The following is a 25234-nucleotide window of genomic DNA, read 5'->3' as shown; positions in this document are numbered from 1 at the left end:
GTGCGGGTCGGGCCGCTGGCCCTACCGCCCCGGTGGGACACACAACGCGGCGCGGGGAGCGCAGGACGCAGGACGGCACGGCGCGGGGACACACAACGCGGCGCGGGGAGCGCAGGGAGCAGGGCGGCGCGGGGACACACAACGCGGCGCGGGGAGCGCAGGGCGCAGCGCGGCACGGGGACACGCAGGGCGGCGCGGGGTAGAGACGCGCGGGAACGTGCTCAGGCGGGGTTGACGATGACCAGTTCGCCTACCTGTTCGCCGATCGTGGTGCGGGCCTCGGCCGGCAGGCCGACGTCGGTGATGAGGACGTCGGCGGCCTCCAGGGGGGCGATGGTGGCGATGCCGATGGTCTCCCACTTGGTGTGGTCGGCGAGCACCACGAGCCGGCGGGCGGCACCGATCAGGCACCTGTTGACCCCGGCCTCCAGCAGGTTGGGTGTGGTGAACCCGGTGCGTGGGCTGAGCCCGTGCACGCCGAGGAAGAGCAGGTCGACGTTGAGCGCGCTGATCGCCGCCTCGGCCACCGGCCCGGTCAACGCGTCCGACGGGGTGCGGATGCCGCCGGTCAACACCACCGTCTGGTCGGCGCGCGGGTCCTGGTAGAGCGCGTCGGCCACCGGGATCGAGTTGGTGACCACGGTCAGCCCCCGTACGTCGGAGAGCACGGTGGCCAGCGCCGCGGTGGTGGTGCCGGCGGACAGCGCGATGGCCATCCCCGGCTCCACCATCGTCGCCGCCTGCGCGGCGATGGCCCGTTTCTCGGCCTGCTGACGGATCGACTTCGCCGCGAAGCCGGGCTCCTCGGCCGAGCCCGGCCCGGCGAGTGTCGCGCCGCCGTGCACCTTGTCCACCAGGCCGCGCTCGGCCAGCGCCTCCAGGTCACGGCGGATCGTCATGTCGGACACGCCGAACCGGCTGACCAGGTGGCTCACCCGTACGCCGCCACGCTGTCGGATCAGATCGAGGATGACGGTCTGCCGCTGCTGGGCGAGCATGGGGAAAGCTCCTTCGCGCCGTGGACTGTCGTCAGGGTCAGGCCGGATCCTCACGGACGACCGCCACCGCACCGGCCGGCACCCTCAGCTCACCGGCACACCGCGCACCGGTCAACAGCTCGACGCCGTTCGCCGGGAGCCGGATCTCCGCCTCGGTGTGGTTGATGACGAACAGCCAGGTGCGCTCGCCGTCGCGCCGGCGTACCACCTCCACCCCGGGCGGCGCCGACGCCGCCGGGCGCACGCCCGCCTCGTCGACGAGCCGGGCGACCAGGCGATCGGTGGCTGGCTCGTCCAGCCGGGTGCCGACATACCAGGCGGCGCCGTCGCCCACCGGGTGCCGGGTCAGCGCCGGCACGCCCGGCAGGGGCCCGTCGGTGTACGACGCGAGCACCTGCGCGCCGTCCGGGTGCAGCCACTCGGTCCACACGTCGGCGGTGCTGCCGTCGTCCAGGTGGACCTGCTCGCCCTCACGCAGCGGGAAGAACTCCTCGGTGCGTACGCCGAGCAACTCCCGGAACGCGCCGGGGTAGCCGCCGAGGCGGATGTGGTCGTTGGAGTCGACGATGCCACTGAAGTAGGTGACCGCCGCGGTGCCGCCGCCCTCGACGTAGCGGTGCAGTGCCGCGACGTCGGCGTCCCGGGCCAGGTAGAGGGTCGGCACCAGGACCAGCCGGTAGCCGCTCAGGTCGGCCGACGGGTGGATCACATCGGCGGTCACGCCGGCTTTCCAGAGTGCGCGGTAGAGGGCGTTCAACCGGTCGGCGTAGGTGACGTCGACGCTGGGGTGCGAGTCCAGTTCGAGGCCCCACCACGCCTCCCAGTCGAACAGAATCGCCACGTCGGCGTCCACCCGACTGCCGCGTACCTCCGCGAGGGCCCTGAGGTCCGCGCCGAGTTGGCAGACCTCGCGGAACACCTTGGTGTCCGGCCCGGCGTGCGGCACCAGCGCGGAGTGGAACTTCTCGGCGCCGAACCGGGACGCGCGCCACTGGAAGAACAGCACGCCATCGGCACCGCGGGCGACGTGCGCCAGACTGTTGCGGCGCAGTTGCCCGGGCAGCTTGGCCACGTTGCGCGGCTGCCATTGGACGGCGCTCGTGGAGTGCTCCATCAGCAGCCACGGGTCACCACCAGCAATGCCCCGGGTGTGGTCGGCGGCGAGCGCCAACCCGAGGTGCGCCTCCGGGTCGGCGGCGGTCAGGTAGTGGTCGTTGGACACCAGGTCCACATCGTCGGCCCAGGACTGGTAGTCCATGTGCTTGACGCCCATGCCGATCATGAAGTTGGTGGTGATCGGCTGGCGGACCAGGGTCTTCAGCACCTCGCGTTCGGCGCGCAGTTGGGCGCGCAGTTCGTCGGAGGAGAATCGCAGGAAGTCGAGCTGCTGCGTGGGGTTGGCGAAGGCCGTCACCGTGCGCGGCGGGTTGATCTCGGCCCAGTCGCCGTAGCGCTGACTCCAGAACGCGGTGCCCCAGGCGTCGTTGAGCCGCGTCAGGTCGCCGTAGCGCGCCCGCAGCCAGCCCCGGAACGCCTCGGCGCTGACGTCGCAGTAGCAGTGCGCGTTGTGGCAGCCCAACTCGTTGGAGACGTGCCACAGCACCACGGCGGGGTGTTCGGCGTACCGGCCGGCGACCGCCCGCACCAACTCCAGCGACCGCTCCCGGAACACCGGCGAGCTGGGACAATACGCCTGTCGGCCGCCCGGCCAGAGGATCGTGCCGTCGGCCTGGCGGGGCAGTGTCTCCGGGTGCGCGCGGGCCAGCCACGGCGGTGGGCTGGCGGTGGCGGTGGCCAGGTCGACCTGGATCCCGCCGTCGTGCAGGAGGTCGAGCACCCGGTCCAGCCAACCGAACTCGAACCGGCCCGGGGTGGGCTCCAGCAGGGCCCAGGAGAAGATGCCGACCGAGACCAGGTTGACCCCGGCGCGGCGCATCAGCTCGATGTCCTCGGACCAGGTCTGCTCGGGCCACTGCTCGGGGTTGTAGTCGCCGCCGAAATAGATGCCGTTCTCGTGCCATTGCCGCATGAGAGCCGAGGGTGCACCTCGCGCGCCAGGCAAGTCAACAGATTCCAACATCGATTCGTTTTCCACGCCTACCGGGTAACGGGCCTATCACCACTGGTTACCGAACGCGAACTGCCCTCTTGACAGCGCCTGACCGAGGGGTAACTTGAGGCCCCACTGGCCGATCGTGTTGACCAATGTGGATTCTCGGTGGATCCCGACGGGTGCTCACGGTCACCTGACCTTGGGAGCCTCGAAGGGATGACGATCCTGCACCTGCGCCGTGCGCGGGCCAGCCTGGTGCTCGACGCGCGCGGCCCAGGGCTGCCCCGGGTCGTGCACTGGGGCGGTGACGTCGGTGACCTCGATGACGACGGCCTGCGCCAGCTCGCCGAAGCGACGGTGCCGCCGGTGGTGCCGAGCAGCTTCGACGAGCCGCCCCCGCTGTCGCTGTTGCCGGAGCCGAGTGCCGGCTGGGGCGGTCGGCCGGGGCTGGCCGGGCACCGCGACGGACGGGACTGGTCCACCGCGTTCCGCCTCGACGGGTTGGACCTGCACGAGGACCCCGAACCCGGGCACTTGGCTGCGGGTGGGGAGGCGGTGGGCGTACTCCCGGGCGACGGTGGGCACGACGGGCCCGGCGCGGCGCAGCTGACCGTGCGGGCGTCGGACCCGGCCGCCGGGCTGACCCTGACCTGCGAGATCACGCTGGACCGGCACGGGTTGCTGACCATTCGGCACCGGCTGCGCAACGACGGCGACGGCGCGTACGAGCTGCGGGAGCTGACGCCCGTGCTGCCGGTGCCGGCGGTCGCCACCGAGTTGCTCGACCTGACCGGCCGGTGGTGCCGGGAACGGTCCCCGCAGCGGCACCCGTGGCCGCACGGCGCCTGGGTCCGCGAGGGCCGACACGGGCGGACCGGGCACGACGCCACGCTGCTGCTGGTGGCGGGCACCGCCGGGTTCGGCTTCGGGCACGGTGAGGTCTGGGCGGTGCACACCGCGTGGAGCGGCGACCACGTCACGTTCGCCGAGCGCCGCCCCACCGGCGAGTCCACCCTCGGCGGCGGCGAGTTGCTGGCCCCCGGCGAGATCCGGCTCGGCCCCGGCGAGTCCTACGAGACTCCCCTGCTCTACGCCGTCTGGTCCGACGCCGGGCTGGACGGGCTCAGCGACGTACTTCACACCCATTTGCGAGCCCGGCCCGGGCACCCGCGCTTCCCCCGCCCGGTGACCCTCAACGTCTGGGAGGCGGTCTACTTCGACCACGACCTGGACCGGCTGCGGGCGCTCGCCGACCACGCGGCGCGGATCGGCGTGGAGCGGTTCGTGCTCGACGACGGCTGGTTCCGCGGCCGGCGCGACGACACCGCCGGCCTCGGTGACTGGTACGTCGACGACGGCGTCTGGCCCGACGGCCTCCAACCGCTCATCGACCACGTGACCGGACGGGGCCTCCAGTTCGGTCTGTGGGTCGAACCGGAGATGGTCAACCCCGACTCCGACCTGTTCCGGGCGCACCCGGACTGGCTGCTGGCCGTGCCGGGCCGGCTGCCGCCGGCGTGGCGCAACCAGCAGGCGCTCGACCTGGGCCGCCCGGAAACCTACGACTACCTGCTGGAACGCCTCGACACGCTGCTCACCGACCACCCCGGCATCAGCTACCTGAAGTGGGACCAGAACCGGGACCTCACCGAGGCCGGGCACCACGGCCGCCCGGGGGTCCACGGGCAGACCCTGGCGGTTTACCGACTCCTCGACGAGGTGCGCCGCCGGCACCCCGGCGTGGAGATCGAGAGCTGCTCGTCCGGCGGCGCCCGGGTGGACCTGGCCATCCTGGCCCGCACCGACCGGGCCTGGGCCAGCGACTGCAACGACGCCCTGGAACGGCTCAGCATCCAGCGCTGGACCGGGCTGCTGCTGCCACCGGAGCTGATCGGCACGCACATCGGCCCGGAGCGCTCACACACCACCCACCGCGTACACGACCTGGGCTTCCGGGCGGCCACCGCCCTCTTCGGCCACCACGGCATCGAGTGGGACATCGCCTCGATCAGCGCCGCCGAGCAGACCGAGCTGGCCGCCTGGGTGGCACTGCACAAACGGCTGCGGCCGTTGCTGCACTCCGGTCGGATGGTCCGGGTCGACCACCCGGACCCGGCCGTCTGGGCGCACGGCGTGGTCGAGAAGGACAACACCCGGGCGGTGTACGCGGTGGCCCGGCTGGCCACCTCGGTGGCGCAGACCCCGGGCTCGGTCCGGCTGCCCGGCCTCGACCCGGCCCGGCGGTACCGGGTGCGGCCGGTGGCGGACGCACCCGCTCCGGCGACGATCGAGCGGGCCGCGCCGCCGTGGCTGGCCTCCGGTGTCACCCTCAGCGGGGCGGCGCTGGCCCGGGTCGGCGTGCAACTGCCCGCGTTGCACCCGGAGCAGAGCCTGGTGTTGGAGGTCGACGCGATCGACTGAGAAAATCTTCCGCCGGAGTGTCGAGAACGGCGGCTGCTGCTTCTACCTCAGGGTGAGAGCACCGACGAGGGTGCGCGGGTGTGAGGAGCGAACCATGAAGTACATGCTGCTGATGCAGTTCAGCGCCGCCGGGACCGACTTCCCGAGCATCGACACCTGGACCCAGGACGAGGTCCGGGCGCACATCGCGTTCATGGGCGAGGTCAACGACAAGCTCACCGCCGCCGGGGAGTGGGTCGACGGGCAGGGGCTCGGCGGTCCGCAGCAGGCCCGGATCGTCCGGGCCGATGCGGGCGGTGCGCCGGTGGTCACCGAGGGGCCGTTCGCCGAGACGAAGGAGTTCCTCGCCGGTTTCTGGGTCGTCGACTGCGACAGCCCACAGCGGGCCGTGGAGTTGGCCGCGTACATCTCCACCGCACCCGGCCCCGGCGGCCGTCCGCTGAACATGCCCATCGAGGTGCACCCGGTGATGTCCGCCCCACCGCAGGAGCTGTGAGGGCTGACTACCGATCCCCGCGTCGAGGACCTGCTGCGCGAGCTGGCGCCGCAGGTCCTCGGCGTGCTCGCCCGCCGTTTCGGTGACTTCGCCACCGCCGAGGACGCCGTGCAGGAGGCCCTGCTGGCCGCCGCCACCCAGTGGCCGGCCGAGGGGTTGCCGGCGAACCCGCGCGGCTGGCTGGTCCAGGTCGGTTACCGCCGGATGATCGAGCTGGTCCGCGCCGAGCAGGCCCGGCGACGCCGGGAGGACCTGGTCGCCCGCCGAAACCCCGACGACCGGCGGTACGCCCCGGCCGCGGACGAGGAGTTGACCGCCGAGCGGGACGACACACTGGTCCTGCTGATGCTCTGCTGCCATCCGGCGCTCGCCCCGACGTCGGCCGTGGCGTTGACCCTGCGCGCCGTCGGCGGGCTGAACACCGCCGAGATCGCCCGCGCGTTCCTGGTGCCCGAGGCCACAATGGCGCAGCGGATCAGCCGGGCCAAACAGCGCATCCGCGCGTCCGGGCTGCCGTTCCGGATGCCCGAGGAGGCGGAGCGGGCCGAGCGGCTGGTCGCCGTCCGGCAGGTGCTCTATCTGATCTTCACGGAGGGGCACACCAGCACCGCTGGGCCGGACCTGCGCCGCATCGACCTCGCGGCGGAGGCGATCCGGCTGGCCCGTGCGCTGCACGCGCTGCTGCCCGACGACAGCGAGTCGGCGGGGCTGCTGGCGTTGATGCTGCTCACCGAGGCGCGCGGCCCGGCACGGACCGGGCCGTCCGGTGAGCTGATCTCCCTGGCCGACCAGGACCGCAGCCGCTGGGACGCGGCGGCGATCGCCGAGGGCATCGCACTCGTCACCCGTGCGCTGCCGCGCGGGCCCGTCGGCCCGTACCAGGTGCAGGCCGCCATCGCTGCCGTGCACGACGAGGCACCGAGCACCGAGCGGACCGACTGGCCGCAGATCCTGGCGCTCTACGAGGTGCTGGGGCGGCTCGTCGACAGCCCGGTGGTGGCACTCAACCGGGCCGTGGCGACCGCCATGGTGCACGGGCCGGCTGCCGGCCTCGCCGCCCTCGCCGCGCTGGCCGACGACCCCCGACTGGGCGGGCACCACCGGTTGCCCGCCGTCCGCGCCCACCTGCACGAGATGGCCGGCGATCGGGAGCAGGCGATCGTCGACTACCGGGCCGCCGCCGCCCACACGAACAGCCTGCCCGAACAGCGCTACCTGACGATGCGGGCAGCCCGACTCGCCGCCGTGGTCATCGTGAACCTGACCGGGGAGCACTGACCGCAGCCGGACGCGGTGGCCGGCCCCGCTGCGGGCCCGGCCACCTGGCGTCGGTCAGCCTGCCGTACAGCTCACCTCCGGCTTGGGGTTACTGCCGGTCCAGCCGCCCAGGAATCCGAAGCTGACGCTGGCACCGGCGGCCAACCGGCCGTTGTACTCCAGGTTGCGCGCGGTCACCGCCGCTCCGCTGCTGGTCAGGGCGGCGTTCCAGGACTGGGTGACGCTCTGGCCGTTGGCGAGGGTCCAGCGGGCGGTCCAGCCGGCGATAGCCGCGCTGCCCGCGGTCACCCGTACCTCGCCCTGGAAACCGCCCTGCCACTGGTTGGTCACCGTGTAGGTCGCCGTGCAACCACCCGTGGGCGGAGGCGTGGTCGGTGGGGGCGTCGTGGGCGGGGGCGTCGTCGGCGGGGGCGTGGTCGTCGGCGGTGTGGCACCGAAGACGCTTGCCTCCCGGGAGGTCTGCCGGATGCCGTTGACGCCGTTGAAGAGCCGCTGACCCCAGGTGGTCAGGTTGGCCGGGTCGAAGTTGGTGGCGAGGTCGAGATATTCCACACCGCCGCCGTTGCCACTCCACGACCAGCCGAGCCAGCCGATCCCGTTGGCCTGGCTGTAGGCGAGGATGGTGTCCTCGTCCGGATCCCCGTCGGAGTGGTTGAAACCGAACTCACCGACCACGATGGGCAGCCCCGCGGCGCGGAAACGACCCAGGTAGTCGCCGATCTCCGCGGCGGTGTCGAACACCCCGTACATGTGGATGGAGAAGACGGTGTTGCGGGCCGGGTCCGCGGCGAAGACCGACGCGGCATTGTCCCGCATGGTGAACGACCAGTCCTGACCCCAGTTCGGCGCGTCCACCATGATCGTGTGGGTGAACCCGCCGGCGCGGAGGCGTTTGATCGCGTTGGCGTTGTCGGTGGCCCAGGAGCCGTAGTTCTGGTTGCCGTACGGCTCGTTGCCGATGTTGACGATGACGTATCTTTCCTGGCCGACGAGAACATCGGCGAGGCTGAGCCAGTAGTCGACGGCCCGGTCCAGGGTGATGGCCCCACTCTGCTCGCCGTAACCGGTGGTGTCGTGCACCTCCAGCACGCAGATCAACCGGTTGGCCCGGCAGACCGAGATGACGTTGGCGACGTCGGCGTTGGTGTTACGGGTCCACCGGTCGCCGCTGGCGAGCACCACCCGCACGGTGTTCGCGCCGAGCGCCTTGACGTCGGCGAACGAGCTTGTCCGCTGCGGATACCAGGTGTGCGCGTGGTTGACGCCCCGCATGACGAATTCGGTGCCGTTGGCGTCGTACAGCCTGCCGTCCGCGACGGAGAAACCAGCCGCGGCGTGCGCCGGCTGGCCGATCGCCAGGACGGCGACGAGCAACGCGAGCAGGGCCGCGCCGGCGGCGGTGAGTCGAGTCTTCATGGCCTTCCTCAGGGAGGACCCCCGGTGCCCGACAGGGGTGGGACGTGACAGGGGGCTGCGGCTACAGCCCGGCAGCCGCGCCCGACTCCCGGAACGCACGCATCAGCGTAGGGCGATGGATCGGCCCTCGCAACCGGTTCAGTTGGCAGGCCCACGGCCCGAACAGCCGCAACGGCCCGCGCGGACACGGGCCGTTGCGGGGCGGTCATCCCCACCACAAGGATGTGCGCCACCTCCGGGTCTTAACCGGTTAAGACCGACGGTAGGCAGGTCACCGTCATCCGTCAAGCACCGCCTCCCGCGAACCGGACGGGAGGGTTGACCGGGGCCGAGCGGGGTATTCCGGGAACGATCAGTCGGTGAAAGGGGAAACCAGGATGGTCAGCGTCGGCTACACCCTGATGGGCGAACAGGCGGGTCCCAAACAGTTGGTCGACCACGCGGTCCGGGCCGAGGCCGCCGGCTTCGACCAACTGGTGATGTCCGACCACTACTATCCGTGGCTGGATTCGCAGGGCCACTCCCCGTACGCCTGGTCGGTGCTCGGCGCGGTCGCCCACGCCACCTCCCGCGCCGAGCTGATGTCGTTCGTGACCTGCCCGATCCGCCGTTACCACCCGGCCGTGGTCGCGCAGAAGGCCAGCACCATCGGGGCACTCTCGGACGGCCGGTTCACCCTCGGCCTCGGCGCCGGGGAGAACCTCAACGAGCACGTGGTCGGTGGCTGGCCGCACGTGCAGCAGCGGCACGAGATGTTCGAGGAGGCGTTGCAGATCATCCGGCCGCTGCTCAACGGTGAGACGCTGACGTTCTCCGGCAATCACTTCGACGTGCCCGACGCGTACATCTGGGACCGCCCGCAACGGCCGGTGCCGATGGCCGTCGCCGCGTCCGGCCGGCAGTCCGCGACCCTGGCCGCCGAGTACGGCAACGGCATCATCTCCACCGAGCCCGACCGGCAGATCATCGAGATGTACGACGACGCCGGTGGCGCGGGCCAACCCCGCTACGGGCAGGTGGCCATCTGCTACGGCCCCGACGAGGCGGAGTGCCGCAAGATCGTGCACGACCAGTTCCGCTGGTTCGGAATGGGTTGGAAGGTCAACGCCGACCTGCCCGGCCCGGAGTCCTTCGCCGCCGCCACCCAGTTCGTCCGGGAGGAGGACGTCGCCGAGGGCATCCCCTGTGGCCCGGACGTCGACGCGCACGTCGAGGCGTTCCGCAAGTTCGTCGACGCCGGCTTCACCCACGTGGCGCTCGTCCAGGTCGGCGGGGAGAGCCAGCCGCTCTTCCTGGACTGGGCGCAGGAGCAACTGCTGCCCCGGTTGCGGGCGTTGTGATGCCGAGGGCCGGCGGCCGCTTCGGCCCGGCGCAACTGCGGCTCGCCATGGCCGCGCCCCGGCCGGCCGCCGGCCTGACCAGTGAGTGGCGGCTCGTCGACGGGTTGCGCACCCACACCCGGCGCAGCACGGGCCCGGACACCGGGGCACCGCCCGTGGTGCTGGTACACGGCCTGGCCGTCTCGCACCGCTACCTCACCCCGCTGGCCGTGGCGCTGGCCGCCACCCATCCGGTGTACGTGCCGGACCTGCCCGGCTTCGGGCTGACCGAACACCCCCACGGCGCGTACGACGTCCGCCGGCACGCCGCGCACCTGGCCGCCTGGCTGGCCGCGTACCGGCTGCCGCCGGTCTGCCTGCTCGGGCACTCGTTCGGTGCCGAGGTGACCGCCTCGGTCGCCGCGAACCACCCGGAGGCGGTACGCGCGCTGGTGCTGGCCGGGCCGACGAGCGACCCGGTGGCCCGGACCCGGCGGGCCCAGTTCGGCCGGTGGCTGCTGGACACCCTGGGCGAGGCGCCACTACAGGCGCCGGTGCTGGGTCGGGACATCTGGAACGCCCGGCCGGGGCGGGTCCTCGCGACGCTGTCGCACTCGGTACGCAACGCCATCGAGGTGGATCTGGTCCGGACCACCGCGCCGACCCTGGTCGTGGCCGGCGAGCGTGATCCGGTCGTCCCGGGCCGGTGGCGCGACCAGGCGGCCCGGCTGGTGCCGAACGCCGACCTCGTGGTCGTGCCCGGTGCCCCGCACAACGTGGTCGCGACCGCGCCGACAGCGGTCGCGGACGCGATCCGCCACCTACTCGCCCCGCAACCCGCACTCCAGGACAGGTGACCATCATGCGCTTCGGCAACACGGAGATCCGCCCGCTCGGCGGTGGCGTCGGCTGCCTCCTGATGATCCTCTTCTCGATCGTCGCCTCGGTGGTGCTCACCGTCCTGCTCAACCTGGTGCTCTGAGGCGTGCGTGCCCCGGCCCCGGGCACGGTCAGCGGCGCAGGCCCAGGGTGCTGAGCACCGCACGGGAGGCCAGCCGGGTCGGGTCGAGCACCGATCGGCGGATCCACCCGGCCGCGGGCACGACGGTGGCCCGCCAGGCCGCCCGGACGCCGTGCGCCACCGGTACGACAGTCACCGACCACACCCACCGGGCTCCCCGCAGCAGCGGGCGCACCCCGTGCCGCCACACCCAGCGCAACCCGTGCCCGAGCGGGCGCAGCAGCAGGCGGTAGAGCAGGCGCAGCACCCGTCCGGCCACCCACCACGTGCCGACCACCACGGCGACGAGCAGCCGGCCGAACCCCACGACGACCCACCGGATCCCCCGGCCCACCGCGGTGAGCGCGGCATTCGCCGCCCCGGCCAGCGCGCTGAGGCCACGCCACAGCAGCCGTCCGGCGGGGCTGAGCACCGCGCCCAGCCAGCGCAGCGGCCGCCCGACCAGGTGGGCGAGCCACACCAGCGGGGGCCACAGCAGCGTGCGGTGCAGCCACGCGAGGCCCCGCCCCAGCCAGAGCAGCGGAAGCCAGACGAGGACGCGAGCCGCCCAGAGCAGCGGAAGCCAGAGAAGGGTTCGAGCCGCCCAGCGCAGCGGAACCCAGAGCAGGTTGCGGGCGCACCAGACCAGCGGGAGCCAGAGGAGTCGGTGCAGCGCCCAGGCCAGCGGGGACAGCAGCCAGCGGCGCAGGAACCGGCCGGCGGGGGCGAGCACGCTTCGGTACACCAGCCGGCCGGCAGCCGCGGCCAGCTCCCAGAACAGGCGTACCGGAAGCACCACGACCAACGCCACACCCCGCGCGACGACCGCGACGAGCGGGAGCGCGACGGCGGCCGGTTCTGCCGTGTTCGCGGCCGGAGTGGCGGGGTGCCCGCTCGGCGGGCCGGGCAGCGGCGAGCGGGCCGGCAGGGGGTCGGTCACGGTGGGCACCGTAACCGGCCCGCGCCAGGTCTCAGGTGTCGGTGGCGGCCGGGCCGAGGTCGAGCGTGGTCAGCAGCGGATAGTGGTCCGAGGCGGTGTCCGCCGTCCCGCCCCGGACGACCCGGCACTCCCGCGTCCGCCGCGCCACCGCGGGCGTGCCGAGCAGGTAGTCCAGTCGCATCCCGGCGAACTCGACCCCGCCGAGGCGGGTGGGCACGGTCAGGCCCTCGGCCTCGGCCGCCCCGGCGTTGACCGACGGCCAGAGGTCGACCAGGTCGGCGTCGAGCAACCGGGCGATCGCACGGGTGTCCACGTCGTCACCGCCCCGGCGCAGGTGTCGTCGCCGGTAGAGGGCCGGCATCCCGGCCAGCCGCCCGGTGTGGTCCACGCCCGGGTCGAGCGAGTTGAGGTCACCGGTGACAAGCGTCAACGGGCCCGGGGCCCGTCGCACGGCCCGGACCAGCCAGTCGGCCTCCATCCGCCGCCGTCCACCGGAGTAGGGGTAGAGGTGGGTGCCGAGCACGGTGAGCGGGCCGGCGGTGGTCGCCACCACGACGCGGGCGGCCGCGTGGTGGAACGGCCGGCGCAGCGTCCCCGCGTCGAGGACCTGGTACGGCGGCCGGACCAGCACCGCCACTGGCTGCCCGAGGCAGGAGCGGGCCAGGTGCGGCGTCATCCCCACCCGACCCGCCACGGTGGCCATCAGCCCGTCCCGGTCGAAGCCGCGCAGCTCCTGAAGGGCCAGCACGTCCGGCGCCTGCTCGTCGACGACCCGGACCACCTGGTCCAGCCGGTCGGCGCCGCCGCGATCGCGACCGCCCGTGCGGATGTTCCAGGTCAGCACTCGCAGCACGGCGGCGCTCAGTCGGCCCGGCCGGCCCGCGCCAGCTCGTCGTCGAGGGTGTCCACGTCCTCCGACTCGATGGCCGGTTGGTTGCCTTCCCTCAGGTCGGCGTTGGGGCGGATGACGAGGTAGAGCAGGCCGATCCAGAGCGCGGAGAGCAGGATCGCGCCCATGAAGTCGGTCGGGTGGTGCATCCCCCGGTACATCCGGGAGGTGGCGACCCCGGCCGGCATGATCACGGCCAGCGCCACGAAGATCCACCGCCACCACCTGTCGGTACGCGGGAACACGATGACGGTGATCGCCAGCCAGACGCAGATGGTGGCCGCGATGTGCCCGGAGGGGAACGACGAGGTGGGCATCTGCCCGTCGAGGTTCTCCACCGGCGGGCGCGGTCGGTCGACGGCGCGGGCCGAGGCGAGGAACAGGGTCAGCTCACCCACCATCGCCAGCGCCAGGAAGAGCACCGGACGCCAGCGCCGCCAGACCGCCAGCACCAGCGGGCAGAACACCAGCGAGATGATCAGGATCGCGTGGGTGTCGCCGAACTTGCTCCACCACCAGCTCACGTCGGTCAGCACGTCGGTGTGCCGCTCGGCGAACCAGCGCGGCACCTCGGTGTCGAGGGTGTCGAAGAGGGTGCCCTTGGCGTGGTAGCTGACGTACGTGCCGAAGGCGTACAGCGCCCCGAACACGAGCACCCAGCCGACCAGCAGCTCGGCCACCGCCGAGCGGGGGTGGGCCAGCACGTGCTCCTCGGCCGGGGCGGCGGCGATGTCGTGCCCGGCCTCCGGCTCCAGGCCCTCGCTCAGCGACGGCACCGGCCGCCCACGCTCACGACGCCACAGCCGGAAGGCGTACGCGGTGACACCCAACCAGGCCGCGCCGAGCAGCCAGCCGGCCAGCACGTCCGAGACGTAGTGCACGCCCAACGCGATGCGGGTCAGGCCGATCACCGCCACCAGCACGCTGAAGCCGACGATCGCCGGCTTGCGCCAGCGGGGCGCCATGGCCGGCAGGAACACCAGCAGCAGGGCCCCGTACGCGACGATCGAGCCCAGCGCGTGCCCGCTCGGGAAGCTGTTGCCCGGTGCGCTGGCGATCGGCACGTCCACCACCGGGCGGAGCCGGCCGACAAGCGTCTTCAGCGACGGGTCGAGGATCAGGCCGCCGACCCCGGTGACGATCAGGTAGACGGCCAGCCGTGGCTGCCTGCGGATCAGCAGCCCGACCACGGCGACGCTGACCAACCAGATGTAGATCGGTCGGCCGCCCAGGTCGGTCACCGCCTGGAGGACGGTGACGAGGGCGTGGTGCGGGGCGACGAGCCCGTTGAACCACTCGGCGACGGCATGGTCGGCGTCCTGCAACGGGCTCCACCGCACCCGCACGAGCAGCAACAGCAGCCCGAAGGCCACCCCGGCGCCGGTGACGGCCGCCAGACCCGCGATGCTCCGCTCGGCGAAGTGACCGATCGGACGTCGCGCCATCTCTCTGACCGCGGTCACCCCGCACCTCCTTGTTCGGCTCTGGCGGGGCCGCTTTACCCGATCCGCGTTCGTCGTACACGCCGGCGCTGCTAGAGCGCCGACATGTCCCCGGTGTCGAGCAGCTCGGCGCGGTCCGTGTCGGGCTCCCAGAGGTCCGGTTGGGCGGGCTCGTCCACCCCGATGCGCAGCGCCTCCAGTTGGGCGGCGAAGGCCAGCCCGCCGAAGAGCGCCATCCCGGTCAGGTTGGCCCAGAGCAGCAGCGCCATCATGCCGGTCAACGCGCCGTAGGTCTGGCCGAAGCCGTCACTGAACCGCACGTACGCGGCGAGCAGCAGGCTGGCCAGCCACCACAGGACCGTGGCGATGCCGGCGCCGAAGAACAGCCAGGACAGGCCGGGCTGGTTGCGTCGTGGGGCGTGCCGGAACAGCACGGCGACGGCGAGGACGGTCAGGCCGAGACTCAGGGGGAAGCGGACCACGTCCCAGATGCCGTTGGCGACCGCACCCCACTCGTAGTGCTCGCGTACCGAGTCGCCCATCGCGCCGCCGCCGACCAGAATCAGGAAACCGGCGAGCGCGGGCAGGCCGGCGGTGACGGCCAGCACCGCGGCGCGCAGGTATTTCCGCAGCGCGGGGCGGTCCCGTTCGACGCCGTAGATGCGGTTGGCGCCGCGTTCGATCTGGGCCATGGTGGTGGTCAGCGCGAACAGACCGGTGAGCAGACCGAGGGTCAGTGCCAGCTCTCCGGCGTCCTCGACGCGTTCGCCCTCGCCCAGCAGCTCGGAGACCATCTGGGCGCTCTGGCCCGGGGTGAGCGCCAGGACCGTGTCGGCCACCACCTGACCGCCCTCCTCGACGCCCAGTTCGCTGATCAGGCCGGTGAGGGCGATCAGGAACGGCACCACGGCGAGGCAGAGTTGCAGCGCGAAGGCCCGCGAGTGGCTGAACCCGTCGCCGTAGCGGAACCTGATGAAGGCGTCCCGCAGCAGGTGCCAGCCGTTCTGCCGGCGCAACGTGTGCCAGGCGTCGTCGGCGGACAGCTCCTCGTCGGCCATCAGCCGGGTCTCCGGCACGATCCGGGTGCTACTCACGGCGTGCCTCCTTGATCAGCTGCTCGCCCCGCTCTCCGGCGCCTTCGGCATCCACGGCCAGGTCGGGTGCGTCCTGGGGCTGCGGTACGCAGAGCCATAGTGCCTGCGGCCGGATCTGCGCCGCCAACTGCCGGCCCGGGGAGATGAGGTCGCCGTCCAGTTCCCTCGGCTGCGCCCGGTTGCTGGTGATCACCACGTGCCGGCCGCGGAACACCTCCATCCGCGGCACCTGGCCACTGCGGCGGATCACCGCCCAGCCGAGCGCCAGCCAGTGCCGCAGGTTGCGCGGGGTGAGCACGGCGACGTCGAGCCACCCGTCGTCCGGTTCGGCCTCGGTGAGCAGGTGCACACCGCCCTGGAGCCGGCCGACGTTGGCGATCAGGACCGACCGGGCCCGGCGGCGTACCGGGGGGCGGTCGTCGATGCGGATCTTCACCCGCATCGGCCGGTCCCGCAGGTGCCGGGCGGCGCCCATCACGTATGCCGGCCAGCCGATGCGGGCCTTGGTGGTCTCGGAGGTGGCGGCGAGCATCTGGGCGTCGAAGCCCATGCCGGCCATCACTGTGAAGTACTGCTTCTCGACGGCGCCGACGTCGAGAAGCCGTCGTCCCCGTTCGATGGCGACCTGCAACCCGGCGGCCAGGTCGGTGCTGAGCCCGAGGTTGGCGGCGAGCAGGTTGCCGGTGCCCTGCGGCAGCACGGCGAGCGCCACGTCGGTGCCGACCAGCGCGCTGACGCAGGACATCACGGTGCCGTCCCCGCCGCAGGCGAAGACCAGGTCGACGCCGGCCTTGACGGCCTGCTCGGTCTGGCCCCGGCCCGGGTCCTCGACGGTGGTCTCGTGCCACTCCGGCTCGGGCCAGCCGGCCGCGGCGAGGGCGTCGTTCACGGTACGGCGCAGCTCGTCGAGATCATCGACCTTCACCGGGTTGACCACCACGGCGGAGCGCAGCCCACCGTCGCCGCCCGAGGGTCGCCTGTCCTGTCCAGCATCCACGGGCGCCAGTGTGCAGCACCGGGGCACCTTCAGCGACCCAGCGGGGGGCGCGCGTCGGAAGTGCCACAGAGAGGTTTCAGAGCGGGCGCACCCGTCAGGCCGCCGCCCGCAGCGCGCTCTCCACCCGTCGGCGCAGATCGTCGAGGTCGATGCCGGACTCGGTGAGCACCAGCGCGCCCAGCCCGTGCCCCTCCCGAAGCACCCCGAGCAGGATGTGCTCGGTGCCGATGTGCTTGTGGCGCAGGCGCAGCGCCTCCCGCAGGGACAACTCCAGCGCCTTCTTCGACCGGGGCGAGAACGGGCCGCCGAGGTACCGCCGCCGCCGGCGACCCCAGCGGCCGCGCGGTGCCGGCACGGCCTCACGCAGCGCGTCCGGGCCGAAGGACTCCTCGATGCGGGCCACGATCGCGGCCAGGTCGATGCCGATCTCCCGCAGGGCCGCCGCGTCCGCGTCGCCGAGGCCGGCGCCACCGCTGACGGTGTGCCGGCGGACGCGCTCACGCAGGTCGTCGGCGCGTACGCCGGCGTCGGCGAGCACCCGGCTGGCCAGGCCGGCGTCGTCGTCGAGCAGGGCGAGCAGCAGGTGCTCGGTGCCGACCGGCCGTTGCCCCTCGGCCCGAGCCTCCTCCAGCGCCCGGCGCACCACGCCGCGCGCCCGGTCGGTGAACCGTTCGAACATCACGCCTCCCAGGATGAGTTGACCGCCGGTCGCCCAGCGTGCTTCTTGTGCACCGCCTGCCGGCTGACCTCGAGCGCATCGGCGATCTCCTGCCAGGACCAGCCCTGTCGACGGGCGTTGTCCACCTGGACCACCTCAAGCCGTTCGAGCAGCCGGCGCAGCGCGCGGACGGCGCGCAGCCCGACCCGGGGGTCGGTGCTGCCGGCTGCCGCCGCGAGTTCTGTCGCCTGACTCATGCCGTCAACATACGTTGACAACGCATCTCCTGTCAACCTCAGTTGACGGACTCCAGCGGCAGCCGGCACGAGTCGCCGCCACGAGCTTGGCGAGGTCGGGGTGGTCGGGGTGCTCGCCATGGGGCATCCCGGATCAGCTCGCGGAGAACCCGCAAACCCACAATCGGCCCGCAACCGTGACTATCCGACTACCCTCGGTCAAGGACAGCGTGGTCGTGCCGGGCGCGACGCCCGGGAGGTGATATCGATGGCCGCACCCGCCGACGCAGCGGTGCTGGTCGGCCTCGGCTCGGTTCTCGACCTCCCGGTCGTCGAACAGGCCGCCCAGGAAGCCGCCGGGCACGGCCGGCCACTGCACCTGCTGCACATGTTCGACTGGCAGGCGGCCTTCGCCGCGGACACCGTCGCCGCACCCCGCGACCGGGCCGAAGAGCTGCTCACCCGGGCCGCCCAACTCGCCCACCAGGCCGAGCCCGAGCTGACCGTGGGCAGCGAGATCGTCGAGAGCGGCATGCTCGCCACCCTCATCCGCCGGTCGGAGACGGCGTTCCTGCTGGCGGTCGGCGACAGCGGCATGGCCGGCAGCGGGCAGTGCGTCCCGGCCGAGACGCCCGCCGTGCAGTTGGCCGCGCGGGCCGGTTGCCCCCTGCTGGTGGTCCGCCGCGAGCCACCACCGCGGGGGCCGGTGCTGGTCGGGGTGGACGGCTCACCCAGCTCGCACCTCGCCCTGCGGTGGGCCGTGGAATGCGCGGCCCGCCGGGACACCCGGCTGCTCGCGCTGCGGGTGGTGGAGCAGGACGAGGACACCGACGCGGTCGCCGAGCAGCTCGTCGAGGCGCTGGCCCGACACACCAGCCGCAACGGTTCGGTGCCCACCGAGTGCCGGGTCGTTCGCGGCGATCCCGCTCAGGTTCTGATCGACACGTCCCGCACGTCGCAGTTGGCGCTTGTCGCCGCCCGCGGTGACGAACCGGGGCGAGCGATGCTGGGCGCGGTCGCCCAGTCCCTGCTCTACCACTCCCCCGCACCGGTGGTCGTCGTCCGTGGCCTGGCCGAGGCGCCGCTGACCGGGCCGGCCGCCCCGGCGGCACGGGACCGACGGCCCTGACCCCGGCGTTCGCGGCGGCGAAGCCGCACGCCCCACTCCTACCCGCGAGAGGCAGCCTGATGGACACCGCTCTCGACGCGCGACGCGCCCTCACCGACGACGAGCTACGCCGGCTGGACGCCTACTGGCGCGCCGCGAACTACCTCACCGTCGGGCAGATCTACCTGCTGGGCAACCCGCTGCTGCGGGAGCCGCTGAGCCGCGACGACATCAAGCCCCGACTGCTCGGGCACTGGGGCACCAGCCCGGGACTCAACCTGATCTACGCCCACCTCAACCGGGTGATCGTGACGCGTGACCTCAACGCCATGCTGGTCACCGGCCCGGGGCACGGCGGCCCGGCCATCGTGGCCAACACCTGGCTGGAGGGCACCTGGTCGGAGCGCTACCACGATGTGGCACGCGACGAGGCCGGGATGGCCAAGCTGTTCCGCCAGTTCTCCTTCCCCGGTGGCATCCCCAGCCACGTCGCGTCGGACGTGCCGGGCTCGATCCACGAGGGCGGCGAGCTGGGGTACGCGTTGAGCCACGCCTACGGCGCGGCGTTCGACGACCCCGATCTCGTGGTGGCCTGCGTGGTCGGCGACGGTGAGGCGGAGACCGGGCCACTGGCCGGCAGTTGGCTCTCCAACGTGTTCCTCAACCCCGCGCGCGACGGCGCGGTGCTGCCCATCCTGCACCTCAACGGCTACAAGATCGCCAACCCGACGGTGCTGTCCCGGATCCCCGAGACCGACCTGCTCGACCTGATGCGCGGCTCGGGCTACCAGCCGTACGTGGTCGCCGGTGACGACCCCGCCGTGGTGCACCGCACGCTCGCCGCGACGTTGGACCGCGCACTGGACGAGATCGCCGCGATCCAGCGGCGGGCCCGTTCCGGTGGTGCCGTCGAACGCAGCCGCTGGCCAATGATCATCCTACGGACGCCGAAGGGCTGGACCGGCCCGAACGAGGTCGACGGCGTCCAGGTGGAGGGCACGTACCGCGCCCACCAGGTGCCGCTGTCCGGGGTACGCGACAACCCGGCGCACCTGGCCGAGCTGGAGCGGTGGCTGCGCAGCTACCGGCCCGAGGAACTGTTCGACGCCACCGGCGCGCCGGTGGACGAGTTGCGGACACTGCCGCCGCACGGGGACCGGCGGATGAGCGCCAATCCGGTCACCAACGGTGGCGTGGTGCTACGCGACCTGACCCTGCCCGACTTCCGCGACTACGGCGTGGACGTTCCCGAACCGGGCAAGCCGATGGCCGGTGCGACAGGGGTGCTCGGCCCGTGGATCCGCGACGTCATCAGCGCCAACCCGGAGACGTTCCGACTGTTCGGGCCGGACGAGGTCGCCTCCAACCGGCTGGGCGCCGCGTTCGAGGTGACCGGTCGGGCGTGGGTGGCCGCCACCGTTGCCGGCGACGACCACCTCTCCCCCGACGGCCGGGTGATGGAGGTGCTCTCCGAGCACCTGTGCCAGGGCTGGCTGGAGGGCTACCTCCTCACCGGCCGGCATGGCGTCTTCACCAGCTACGAGGCGTTCATCCACATCGTCGACTCGATGCTCAACCAGCACGCCAAGTGGCTGAAGGTGACCCGGGCCATCCCCTGGCGGCAACCGATCGCCTCGTTGAACTACCTGCTGTCCAGCCACGTCTGGCGTCAGGACCACAACGGCTTCTCCCACCAGGACCCCGGCTTCATCGACCACGTGGTCAACAAGAAGGCCGAGGTGGTGCGGGTCTACCTCCCACCGGACGCCAACACGCTGCTCGCCACCATGGACCACTGCCTGCGCAGCCGGCACTACATCAACGTGGTGGTGGCCGGTAAGCAGTCGGCACCGAGTTGGCTGACGATGACCGAGGCGATCCAACACACCCGGCGTGGCCTGGGCATCTGGGAGTGGGCCAGCAACGACGAGGGGACCGAGCCGGACGTGGTGCTCGCCTGCTGCGGAGACGTGCCCACCCTGGAGACGTTGGCCGCCGTCGAGCTGCTCCGCCAGAACCTCCCGGACCTGCGGATCCGGCTGGTCAACGTGGTCGACCTGATGCGCCTGCAGACGGACACCGAGCACCCGCACGGCCTGACCGACAACGAGTTCGACACCATCTTCACCGCGGACCGGCCGGTCATCTTCGCGTACCACGGTTATCCCTGGTTGATCCACCGGCTCACCTACCGCCGCAACAACCATGACAACCTGCACGTACGCGGTTACAAAGAGGAAGGGACCACCACCACCCCGTTCGACATGGTCATGCTCAACGACCTGGACCGTTTCCACCTGGTCATCGACGTCATCGACCGGGTGCCCGGCCTGGCCGCCCGCGCCGCGCACCTGCGCCAGAGGATGTTCGACGCCCGGCAGGCCGCCCGCGACTACACCCGCCGCTACGGCGAGGACGACCCCGCGGTGGCCGAGTGGCGCTGGGTCCGAGCGACCGACCCGACGAACCCCTGAGGAGGACGACGTGCGCGACGCGGAGATCCTGGTCGGCTTCGACGGCTCCACCGACGCCTCGGTGGCGGTGGACTGGGCACTGGAGGAGGCACGGCACAGCGGCAGACCGGTGCGGCTGGCGTACGTCCTCGAATGGCTGACCGTGGCCGGCTGGGTCGGTCCGGGCCTGACGCCCGGGGGCTGGCCGGATGAGACCGCCCGCCGGCAGGTCGAGGACCTGGTGCACCGGGCCGCGGCGAACGCCGCCGCCACCCACCCCGAGCTGCGGATCACCGGCGAGGTGTACGACGGACCACCCGCGTTGGTGTTGCAGGAACGCTCGGCCGAGGCCGGGATGCTGGTGCTCGGCAGCCGAGGCCACGGCGGATTCGGGGGCCTGCTGGCCGGGTCCACGGCCGTCTCGGTCGCCGCGCACGCGCACTGCCCGGTCGTGGTGGTCCGCGACGGGACGGCCGGCCGGCCGGACGCCCCCGTGGCGGTCGGGGTGGACGGTTCGGCCCCGTCGCTGGTGGCACTCGGTTTCGCAGCCGAACGGGCGGCACGGCGGCAGGTGCCGCTGCGCGTGCTGCACGCCTGGACACCGGGCCCCGCTGCGGCGGCCGGGGTGTCCGACGAGCAGGCCGCCGTGGAGCAGGCACTGGGACCATGGCGACGGACGTTTCCCGAGCTGACCGTCACCGTCGACGTGGTCCCGGGCAGCCCGGCGGCGATGCTGATCGAGGCGAGCCGGTCCGCGCAGGCGGTGGTGGTCGGCAGCCGGGGTCGGGGCGGACTGGCCGGGATGCTGCTCGGCTCGGTCAGCCAGCAGATGATCCAGCACGCCAACTGCCCGGTCGCGGTGGTCCGCGAACGCTGACCGCGCGGGGGTCAGCCGGTGAGCACGGCGGCCTCCCGTTCTGGAGCCAGACCGATCGAGCCGCGGTCCGGCCGCCCGGCGCGCGGCGGGACCGTGCCCACCTCGCGGAGCCACCGCCAGGTATCCTCGACGGTCTCGGCCACCGGCCGGCAGGTCAGCCCGGCGGCGAAGATGCGGCTGACGTCCCGCTCCAGCAACCCCCGGTAGGGGTGGCCGACCGGCAGCCAGATCGGTAGGTCGCTCCACGGCTGCACACCGGCGGCGAGGATCGGCGCCGGATCGGTCCAGCGCAGCCGGGCGTCGGCACCGGTGACTGCCACACACGCGTCGAGCAGCTCACCCATCGTGGTCTGCGCCCGCCGACCGATCGCGTTGAACGTGCCGCCCACCCGCCGGGCGCCCGCGTCCAGCATCCAGCCCGCCAGGTCACGGACGTCGATGTACTGCACCGGCAGGTCCGCCGGCGCGGGGGCGAGCACGTCGCCGCCCCGCTCGACGCGCCGCAACCACCAGGGCAGCCGGCCGATGTCCTCCCCCGGGCCGAGGATCAGCCCGGCCCGGGCGACCAGCGCCCGCTGCCCGAAGACCTCCCGCACGGCACGCTCCGCACCGGACTTGAGCTGCGGGTAGTCGCCGTCGACGGAGTCCGGGTCGGCGTCCACCACCGGTGAGTCCTCGTCCAGCCCGGCAGCGCCCGGGTCGGCGTAGACCGACCCGCTGGACACGTACACGTAGTGGCCGACCGCGTCGACCAACGCGCGGGCGGCGTCCCCGGCAGCGCGCGGCGCGCCGTCCCAGGTGTCCACCAGCACGTCCCACTCGCCGCCGGCCAACGCCGCCAGGCCGTCCGGCGCGGTGCGGTCACCCCGCAACCGGTGTACGCCGGGAGGCACCGTCCCGTGCAGCCCCCGGTTGAACACCGTCACCGACCAGCCGCGGCGGAGGGCCTCGGTGACCGTCGCACCGCCCACGAACCCCGTACCACCGAGCACCAGCAATCTCATCCGCCCACCCTGCCGGTGTGGGCCGGCGGACGACAGCCCTGTTCACCGGTAGCGGATCTGCCCGTGGCAGAACCGTCAGCCGAGCAACCGATCCAGCGGTCGGGGGATGGCGCCCGGGTCGAGGGCCCGGACGAGCGCGGACGCGTACCGGGCCTTGCGGCCGCTCATCGTGCCCAGGAAGCGACGCAGTTGCCGCTCGACCGGCCGGCCGCGCTGCGCGGGCTGCTTCTGGAAGACCCGGAACCTCGCCAGATCCCGCTCGGCGTCGATGACCCGCTCGACACCAGCGCTGCCCAGCGCGCGGATCAGCTCGTCCTCCAGATCGGTCACGCACACACCGAAGCCGAGCGCCTCCAGGGCCGGGCGGGTCAGGTCGGTGCCGAAGCCGGCCTGCTCCAACCCCCGTCGGAAGAACCCCTCCTCGGCCTCGTCGCAGAGCCCTCGTACGGTCAGGGCCAGACCCTGCGCCCCGAAGAGCCGCAGGTACCGGGCGACACTCATCGCGCCACCGATCGGCAGGACACACACGCCCTCACCCGCCAGGTCGCGGCCCCGCCGCTCGGCAAGGGCCTCCACCGCGCACCTGTCGCTGAAGCCCTCGACGAGCACGACCGTGCTCAGCTCACCGGCCAACTCACGGGCGACCGTGGCGGCCGCCACGGCGTCCGCACCGCCGGCCGCCCACACCCGCACGGCATCTCGGAAACGGTCCGGCTCGCGCACAGGCCAGAGTCTCGCAACCCCGGCCGGGGACCGCCATCGGTTTGGGTACGGCGACGGCTCGTCGCCGGGTTGCGATGACGAGAAGTTTTCCGCGATGGGCGATACTGGCGTACCGCAGCTTGCCCAGGCCACCCGAGGCTGGCTCCCACGTCGGCACAACCCGGACGGAGAAGGGCATGACCCGCACACCGCTGTCCCTGCCGCAGCCATCCGCGCGGGCGCCCGAGTTCGGCCGGGACGCGCTCATCGTCTGCGAGAACCTGGTGCGGATCTACCAGACGGGTTCGATCGAGGTGCAGGCCCTGCAGGGGCTGGACCTGGCCGTGCAGAGCGGCGAACTGGTCGCCGTCGTCGGTGCCTCCGGGTCGGGCAAGTCGACGCTGCTCTCCATCCTGGCCGGCATCGACGCCCCCACCGCCGGGCGGGTCCGGGTCGACAAATGGAACCTGCTGGCGATGTCCCGCGCGGACCGGGTGGACTACCGGCGGCGCACCGTCGGGTTCGTCCGGCAGCAGACGGCCAGCAACCTGATCCCGTACCTGACCGCACGGGAGATGGTGGACCTGCCGATGACGGCGGCGCGTACCCCGAAGGAGCAGCGCCGGGAGCGCGTGGCCGAGTTGCTGGACAGCCTCGGCGTCGCCGACTGCGCCGACCGGCGCCCCGGGCAACTCTCCGGAGGGCAACAGATGCGGGTCGCGATCGCGGTGGCGCTGGCCAACCAGCCGCGGGTCCTGCTCGCCGACGAGCCGACCGGTGAGCTGGACGCCGCCACGTCCGCGGAGGTCTTCGGCGTCCTGCGGGACGTCAACCGGCGGTACGGCGTCACCGTCGTCGTGGTGACCCACGATCCGGAGGTCAGCGGTCAGGTCGAACGCACCGTCGCGATCCGGGACGGGCGCACCAGCAGCGAGGTGCTGCGCCGCACCACCACCGACGCGGAGGGTGACACGCACGTGATCGCCGAGGAGTACGCCGTGATGGACCGCGCCGGGCGGGTCCAGGTGCCCCGCGAGTTCCGCCAGGCGCTGGCGCTGACCCGACGGGTCCGGCTGGCCCTGGAAGCCGACCACATCACGATCCACCCCGACTCGGGAAGCGGCGAATGAGCGGCGAGCCGCTGCTGCGCGTGCGCGGCATCCACCGGCGCTTCCGCACCGGGCCGACAGTCGTACACGCCCTGCGCGGTGTGTCGTTCGACGTGGCCGCCGGTTCGATGGTGGCCCTCGTCGGCCGGTCCGGCTCGGGCAAGACCACCCTGCTCAACGTCATCGGCGGTCTGGACCGCCCGGACGCCGGCACCGTGCACGTCGACGGCACCGACGTCACCGCGCTCGACGAGGACGGCCTGTCCCGGCTGCGGCGCGAGAAGGTGTCGTACGTCTTCCAGAGCTTCGGGTTGATCCCGGTGCTGTCGGCCGCGGAGAACGTCGCGGCCCCGCTGCGGATGGCCCGCGTCGCCCCCGGCGAGCGCGAGCGGCGGGTCGAGTTGCTGCTGGAGCTGATCGGCCTGGCCGACCACGCCCGGCAGCGGCCGGCCGAGCTGTCCGGCGGCCAACAGCAGCGGGTGGCCATCGCCCGCGCGCTGGCCGCCTCGCCCCAGCTCCTGCTCGCCGACGAGCCCACCGGGCAACTGGACGCCGAGACCGGCCTCTCGGTGATGGCCCTGCTGCGCGGGATCGTGGAGTCCGAGGGAGTCACCGTCCTGGTGTCGACGCACGACGCGGTGATGATGGCCCTGGCCGACCGGGTGATCCGCATCCACGACGGGCACCTCGACGAACAGGCCGCCGGGCAGCCGGCCGCGCCCGTGCCGGACGCCGGGTGACGCG

General features: G+C 72.7%; 22 protein-coding genes. 10 read left to right on the top strand and 12 right to left on the bottom strand.

The window, feature by feature from the left end; translation table 11 throughout:
* Nucleotides 1-221: 221 nt before the first annotated feature.
* Nucleotides 222-998, bottom strand: coding sequence for a DeoR/GlpR family DNA-binding transcription regulator (locus ACGFIW_RS03715; RefSeq protein WP_393310761.1), 777 nt, complete (start codon nucleotides 996-998; stop codon nucleotides 222-224).
* A gap of 37 nt (nucleotides 999-1035) precedes the next feature.
* Nucleotides 1036-3027, bottom strand: a complete 1992-nt coding sequence (locus ACGFIW_RS03710; protein ID WP_393310760.1) for a beta-galactosidase — start codon at nucleotides 3025-3027, stop codon at nucleotides 1036-1038.
* Between the two features lie 240 nt (nucleotides 3028-3267).
* Between ACGFIW_RS03710 and ACGFIW_RS03705 the strand changes: the two genes are divergently transcribed.
* The 3 genes from ACGFIW_RS03705 (at nucleotide 3268) to ACGFIW_RS03695 (ending at nucleotide 7246) form a co-directional block, all read left to right on the top strand.
* The gene (locus ACGFIW_RS03705; RefSeq protein WP_393310759.1) at nucleotides 3268-5472 is read left to right on the top strand and encodes an alpha-galactosidase; all 2205 of its coding nucleotides are present in this window, start codon (nucleotides 3268-3270) and stop codon (nucleotides 5470-5472) included.
* 94 nt (nucleotides 5473-5566) lie between these two features.
* Nucleotides 5567-5968, top strand: coding sequence for a YciI family protein (locus ACGFIW_RS03700; protein ID WP_393310758.1), 402 nt, complete (start codon nucleotides 5567-5569; stop codon nucleotides 5966-5968).
* Nucleotides 5969-5971: 3 nt separating this feature from the next.
* Nucleotides 5972-7246: an RNA polymerase sigma factor gene (locus tag ACGFIW_RS03695; RefSeq protein WP_393311235.1), complete on the top strand. Its 1275-nt coding sequence runs from the start codon at nucleotides 5972-5974 to the stop codon at nucleotides 7244-7246.
* A gap of 54 nt (nucleotides 7247-7300) precedes the next feature.
* On the opposite strand, the gene ACGFIW_RS03690 is transcribed toward ACGFIW_RS03695, so the two are convergent.
* Nucleotides 7301-8662, bottom strand: a complete 1362-nt coding sequence (locus tag ACGFIW_RS03690; protein WP_393310757.1) for a cellulase family glycosylhydrolase — start codon at nucleotides 8660-8662, stop codon at nucleotides 7301-7303.
* A gap of 377 nt (nucleotides 8663-9039) precedes the next feature.
* Between ACGFIW_RS03690 and ACGFIW_RS03685 the strand changes: the two genes are divergently transcribed.
* Together ACGFIW_RS03685 and ACGFIW_RS03680 are read left to right on the top strand one after the other, a co-directional pair.
* A complete protein-coding gene (locus ACGFIW_RS03685) occupies nucleotides 9040-10002 on the top strand; it encodes a TIGR03557 family F420-dependent LLM class oxidoreductase (protein WP_393311233.1) in 963 nt (320 codons plus the stop codon).
* Nucleotides 10002-10838: an alpha/beta fold hydrolase gene (locus ACGFIW_RS03680; RefSeq protein WP_393310756.1), complete on the top strand. Its 837-nt coding sequence runs from the start codon at nucleotides 10002-10004 to the stop codon at nucleotides 10836-10838. Before ACGFIW_RS03685 ends, ACGFIW_RS03680 begins: the two co-directional genes overlap by 1 nt.
* Before the next feature lie 153 nt (nucleotides 10839-10991).
* Here the strand turns inward: ACGFIW_RS03680 and ACGFIW_RS03675 are convergent, their stop codons facing one another.
* The 7 genes from ACGFIW_RS03675 to ACGFIW_RS03645 form a co-directional block, all read right to left on the bottom strand.
* Entirely contained in the window at nucleotides 10992-11921 is a 930-nt protein-coding gene (locus ACGFIW_RS03675; RefSeq protein WP_393310755.1) for a hypothetical protein, read from the bottom strand.
* A 31-nt stretch (nucleotides 11922-11952) separates the two neighbouring features.
* Nucleotides 11953-12774: an endonuclease/exonuclease/phosphatase family protein gene (locus ACGFIW_RS03670; protein ID WP_393310754.1), complete on the bottom strand. Its 822-nt coding sequence runs from the start codon at nucleotides 12772-12774 to the stop codon at nucleotides 11953-11955.
* Nucleotides 12775-12782: 8 nt separating this feature from the next.
* The gene (locus ACGFIW_RS03665; protein ID WP_393310753.1) at nucleotides 12783-14273 is read right to left on the bottom strand and encodes a phosphatase PAP2 family protein; all 1491 of its coding nucleotides are present in this window, start codon (nucleotides 14271-14273) and stop codon (nucleotides 12783-12785) included.
* A gap of 71 nt (nucleotides 14274-14344) precedes the next feature.
* Nucleotides 14345-15346: a YihY/virulence factor BrkB family protein gene (locus tag ACGFIW_RS03660; RefSeq protein WP_393310752.1), complete on the bottom strand. Its 1002-nt coding sequence runs from the start codon at nucleotides 15344-15346 to the stop codon at nucleotides 14345-14347.
* Nucleotides 15339-16343, bottom strand: coding sequence for a diacylglycerol/lipid kinase family protein (locus ACGFIW_RS03655; RefSeq protein ID WP_393310751.1), 1005 nt, complete (start codon nucleotides 16341-16343; stop codon nucleotides 15339-15341). The genes ACGFIW_RS03660 and ACGFIW_RS03655 overlap by 8 nt, the downstream gene beginning before the upstream one ends.
* A 94-nt stretch (nucleotides 16344-16437) precedes the next feature.
* Nucleotides 16438-17022 carry a Clp protease N-terminal domain-containing protein gene (locus ACGFIW_RS03650; protein ID WP_393310750.1) on the bottom strand — a complete coding sequence of 195 codons (585 nt, stop codon included), beginning with the start codon at nucleotides 17020-17022 and terminating at the stop codon, nucleotides 16438-16440.
* Nucleotides 17022-17258, bottom strand: coding sequence for an HTH domain-containing protein (locus tag ACGFIW_RS03645; RefSeq protein WP_007457155.1), 237 nt, complete (start codon nucleotides 17256-17258; stop codon nucleotides 17022-17024). Before ACGFIW_RS03645 ends, ACGFIW_RS03650 begins: the two co-directional genes overlap by 1 nt.
* Nucleotides 17259-17505: 247 nt before the next feature.
* Here ACGFIW_RS03645 and ACGFIW_RS03640 point away from each other — a divergent pair, with 247 nt between their 5' ends.
* The 3 genes from ACGFIW_RS03640 to ACGFIW_RS03630 are packed head-to-tail and all read left to right on the top strand — an operon-like array spanning nucleotide 17506 to nucleotide 21675.
* Entirely contained in the window at nucleotides 17506-18366 is an 861-nt protein-coding gene (locus ACGFIW_RS03640; RefSeq protein WP_393310749.1) for a universal stress protein, read from the top strand.
* Nucleotides 18367-18425: 59 nt separating this feature from the next.
* Nucleotides 18426-20819 carry a phosphoketolase gene (locus ACGFIW_RS03635; protein ID WP_393310748.1) on the top strand — a complete coding sequence of 798 codons (2394 nt, stop codon included), beginning with the start codon at nucleotides 18426-18428 and terminating at the stop codon, nucleotides 20817-20819.
* Nucleotides 20820-20829: 10 nt separating this feature from the next.
* Nucleotides 20830-21675, top strand: a complete 846-nt coding sequence (locus ACGFIW_RS03630; RefSeq protein ID WP_393310747.1) for a universal stress protein — start codon at nucleotides 20830-20832, stop codon at nucleotides 21673-21675.
* Nucleotides 21676-21686: 11 nt separating this feature from the next.
* On the opposite strand, the gene ACGFIW_RS03625 is transcribed toward ACGFIW_RS03630, so the two are convergent.
* Nucleotides 21687-22679 (bottom strand): NAD-dependent epimerase/dehydratase family protein, encoded by a 993-nt coding sequence (locus ACGFIW_RS03625; protein WP_393310746.1) that lies wholly within the window; start codon nucleotides 22677-22679, stop codon nucleotides 21687-21689.
* A gap of 75 nt (nucleotides 22680-22754) precedes the next feature.
* Nucleotides 22755-23402 carry a TOPRIM nucleotidyl transferase/hydrolase domain-containing protein gene (locus ACGFIW_RS03620; RefSeq protein WP_393310745.1) on the bottom strand — a complete coding sequence of 216 codons (648 nt, stop codon included), beginning with the start codon at nucleotides 23400-23402 and terminating at the stop codon, nucleotides 22755-22757.
* A 176-nt stretch (nucleotides 23403-23578) separates the two neighbouring features.
* Between ACGFIW_RS03620 and ACGFIW_RS03615 the strand changes: the two genes are divergently transcribed.
* Together ACGFIW_RS03615 and ACGFIW_RS03610 are read left to right on the top strand one after the other, a co-directional pair.
* Nucleotides 23579-24511: an ABC transporter ATP-binding protein gene (locus ACGFIW_RS03615; RefSeq protein ID WP_393310744.1), complete on the top strand. Its 933-nt coding sequence runs from the start codon at nucleotides 23579-23581 to the stop codon at nucleotides 24509-24511.
* A complete protein-coding gene (locus ACGFIW_RS03610; protein ID WP_393310743.1) occupies nucleotides 24508-25230 on the top strand; it encodes an ABC transporter ATP-binding protein in 723 nt (240 codons plus the stop codon). Before ACGFIW_RS03615 ends, ACGFIW_RS03610 begins: the two co-directional genes overlap by 4 nt.
* Nucleotides 25231-25234 lie beyond the last annotated feature (4 nt).

This window comes from Micromonospora sp. NPDC048935, assembly GCF_043197875.1.
In the GTDB taxonomy this organism is placed as follows: domain Bacteria; phylum Actinomycetota; class Actinomycetes; order Mycobacteriales; family Micromonosporaceae; genus Micromonospora.
This window is presented reverse-complemented; position numbering and strand designations above follow the sequence as displayed.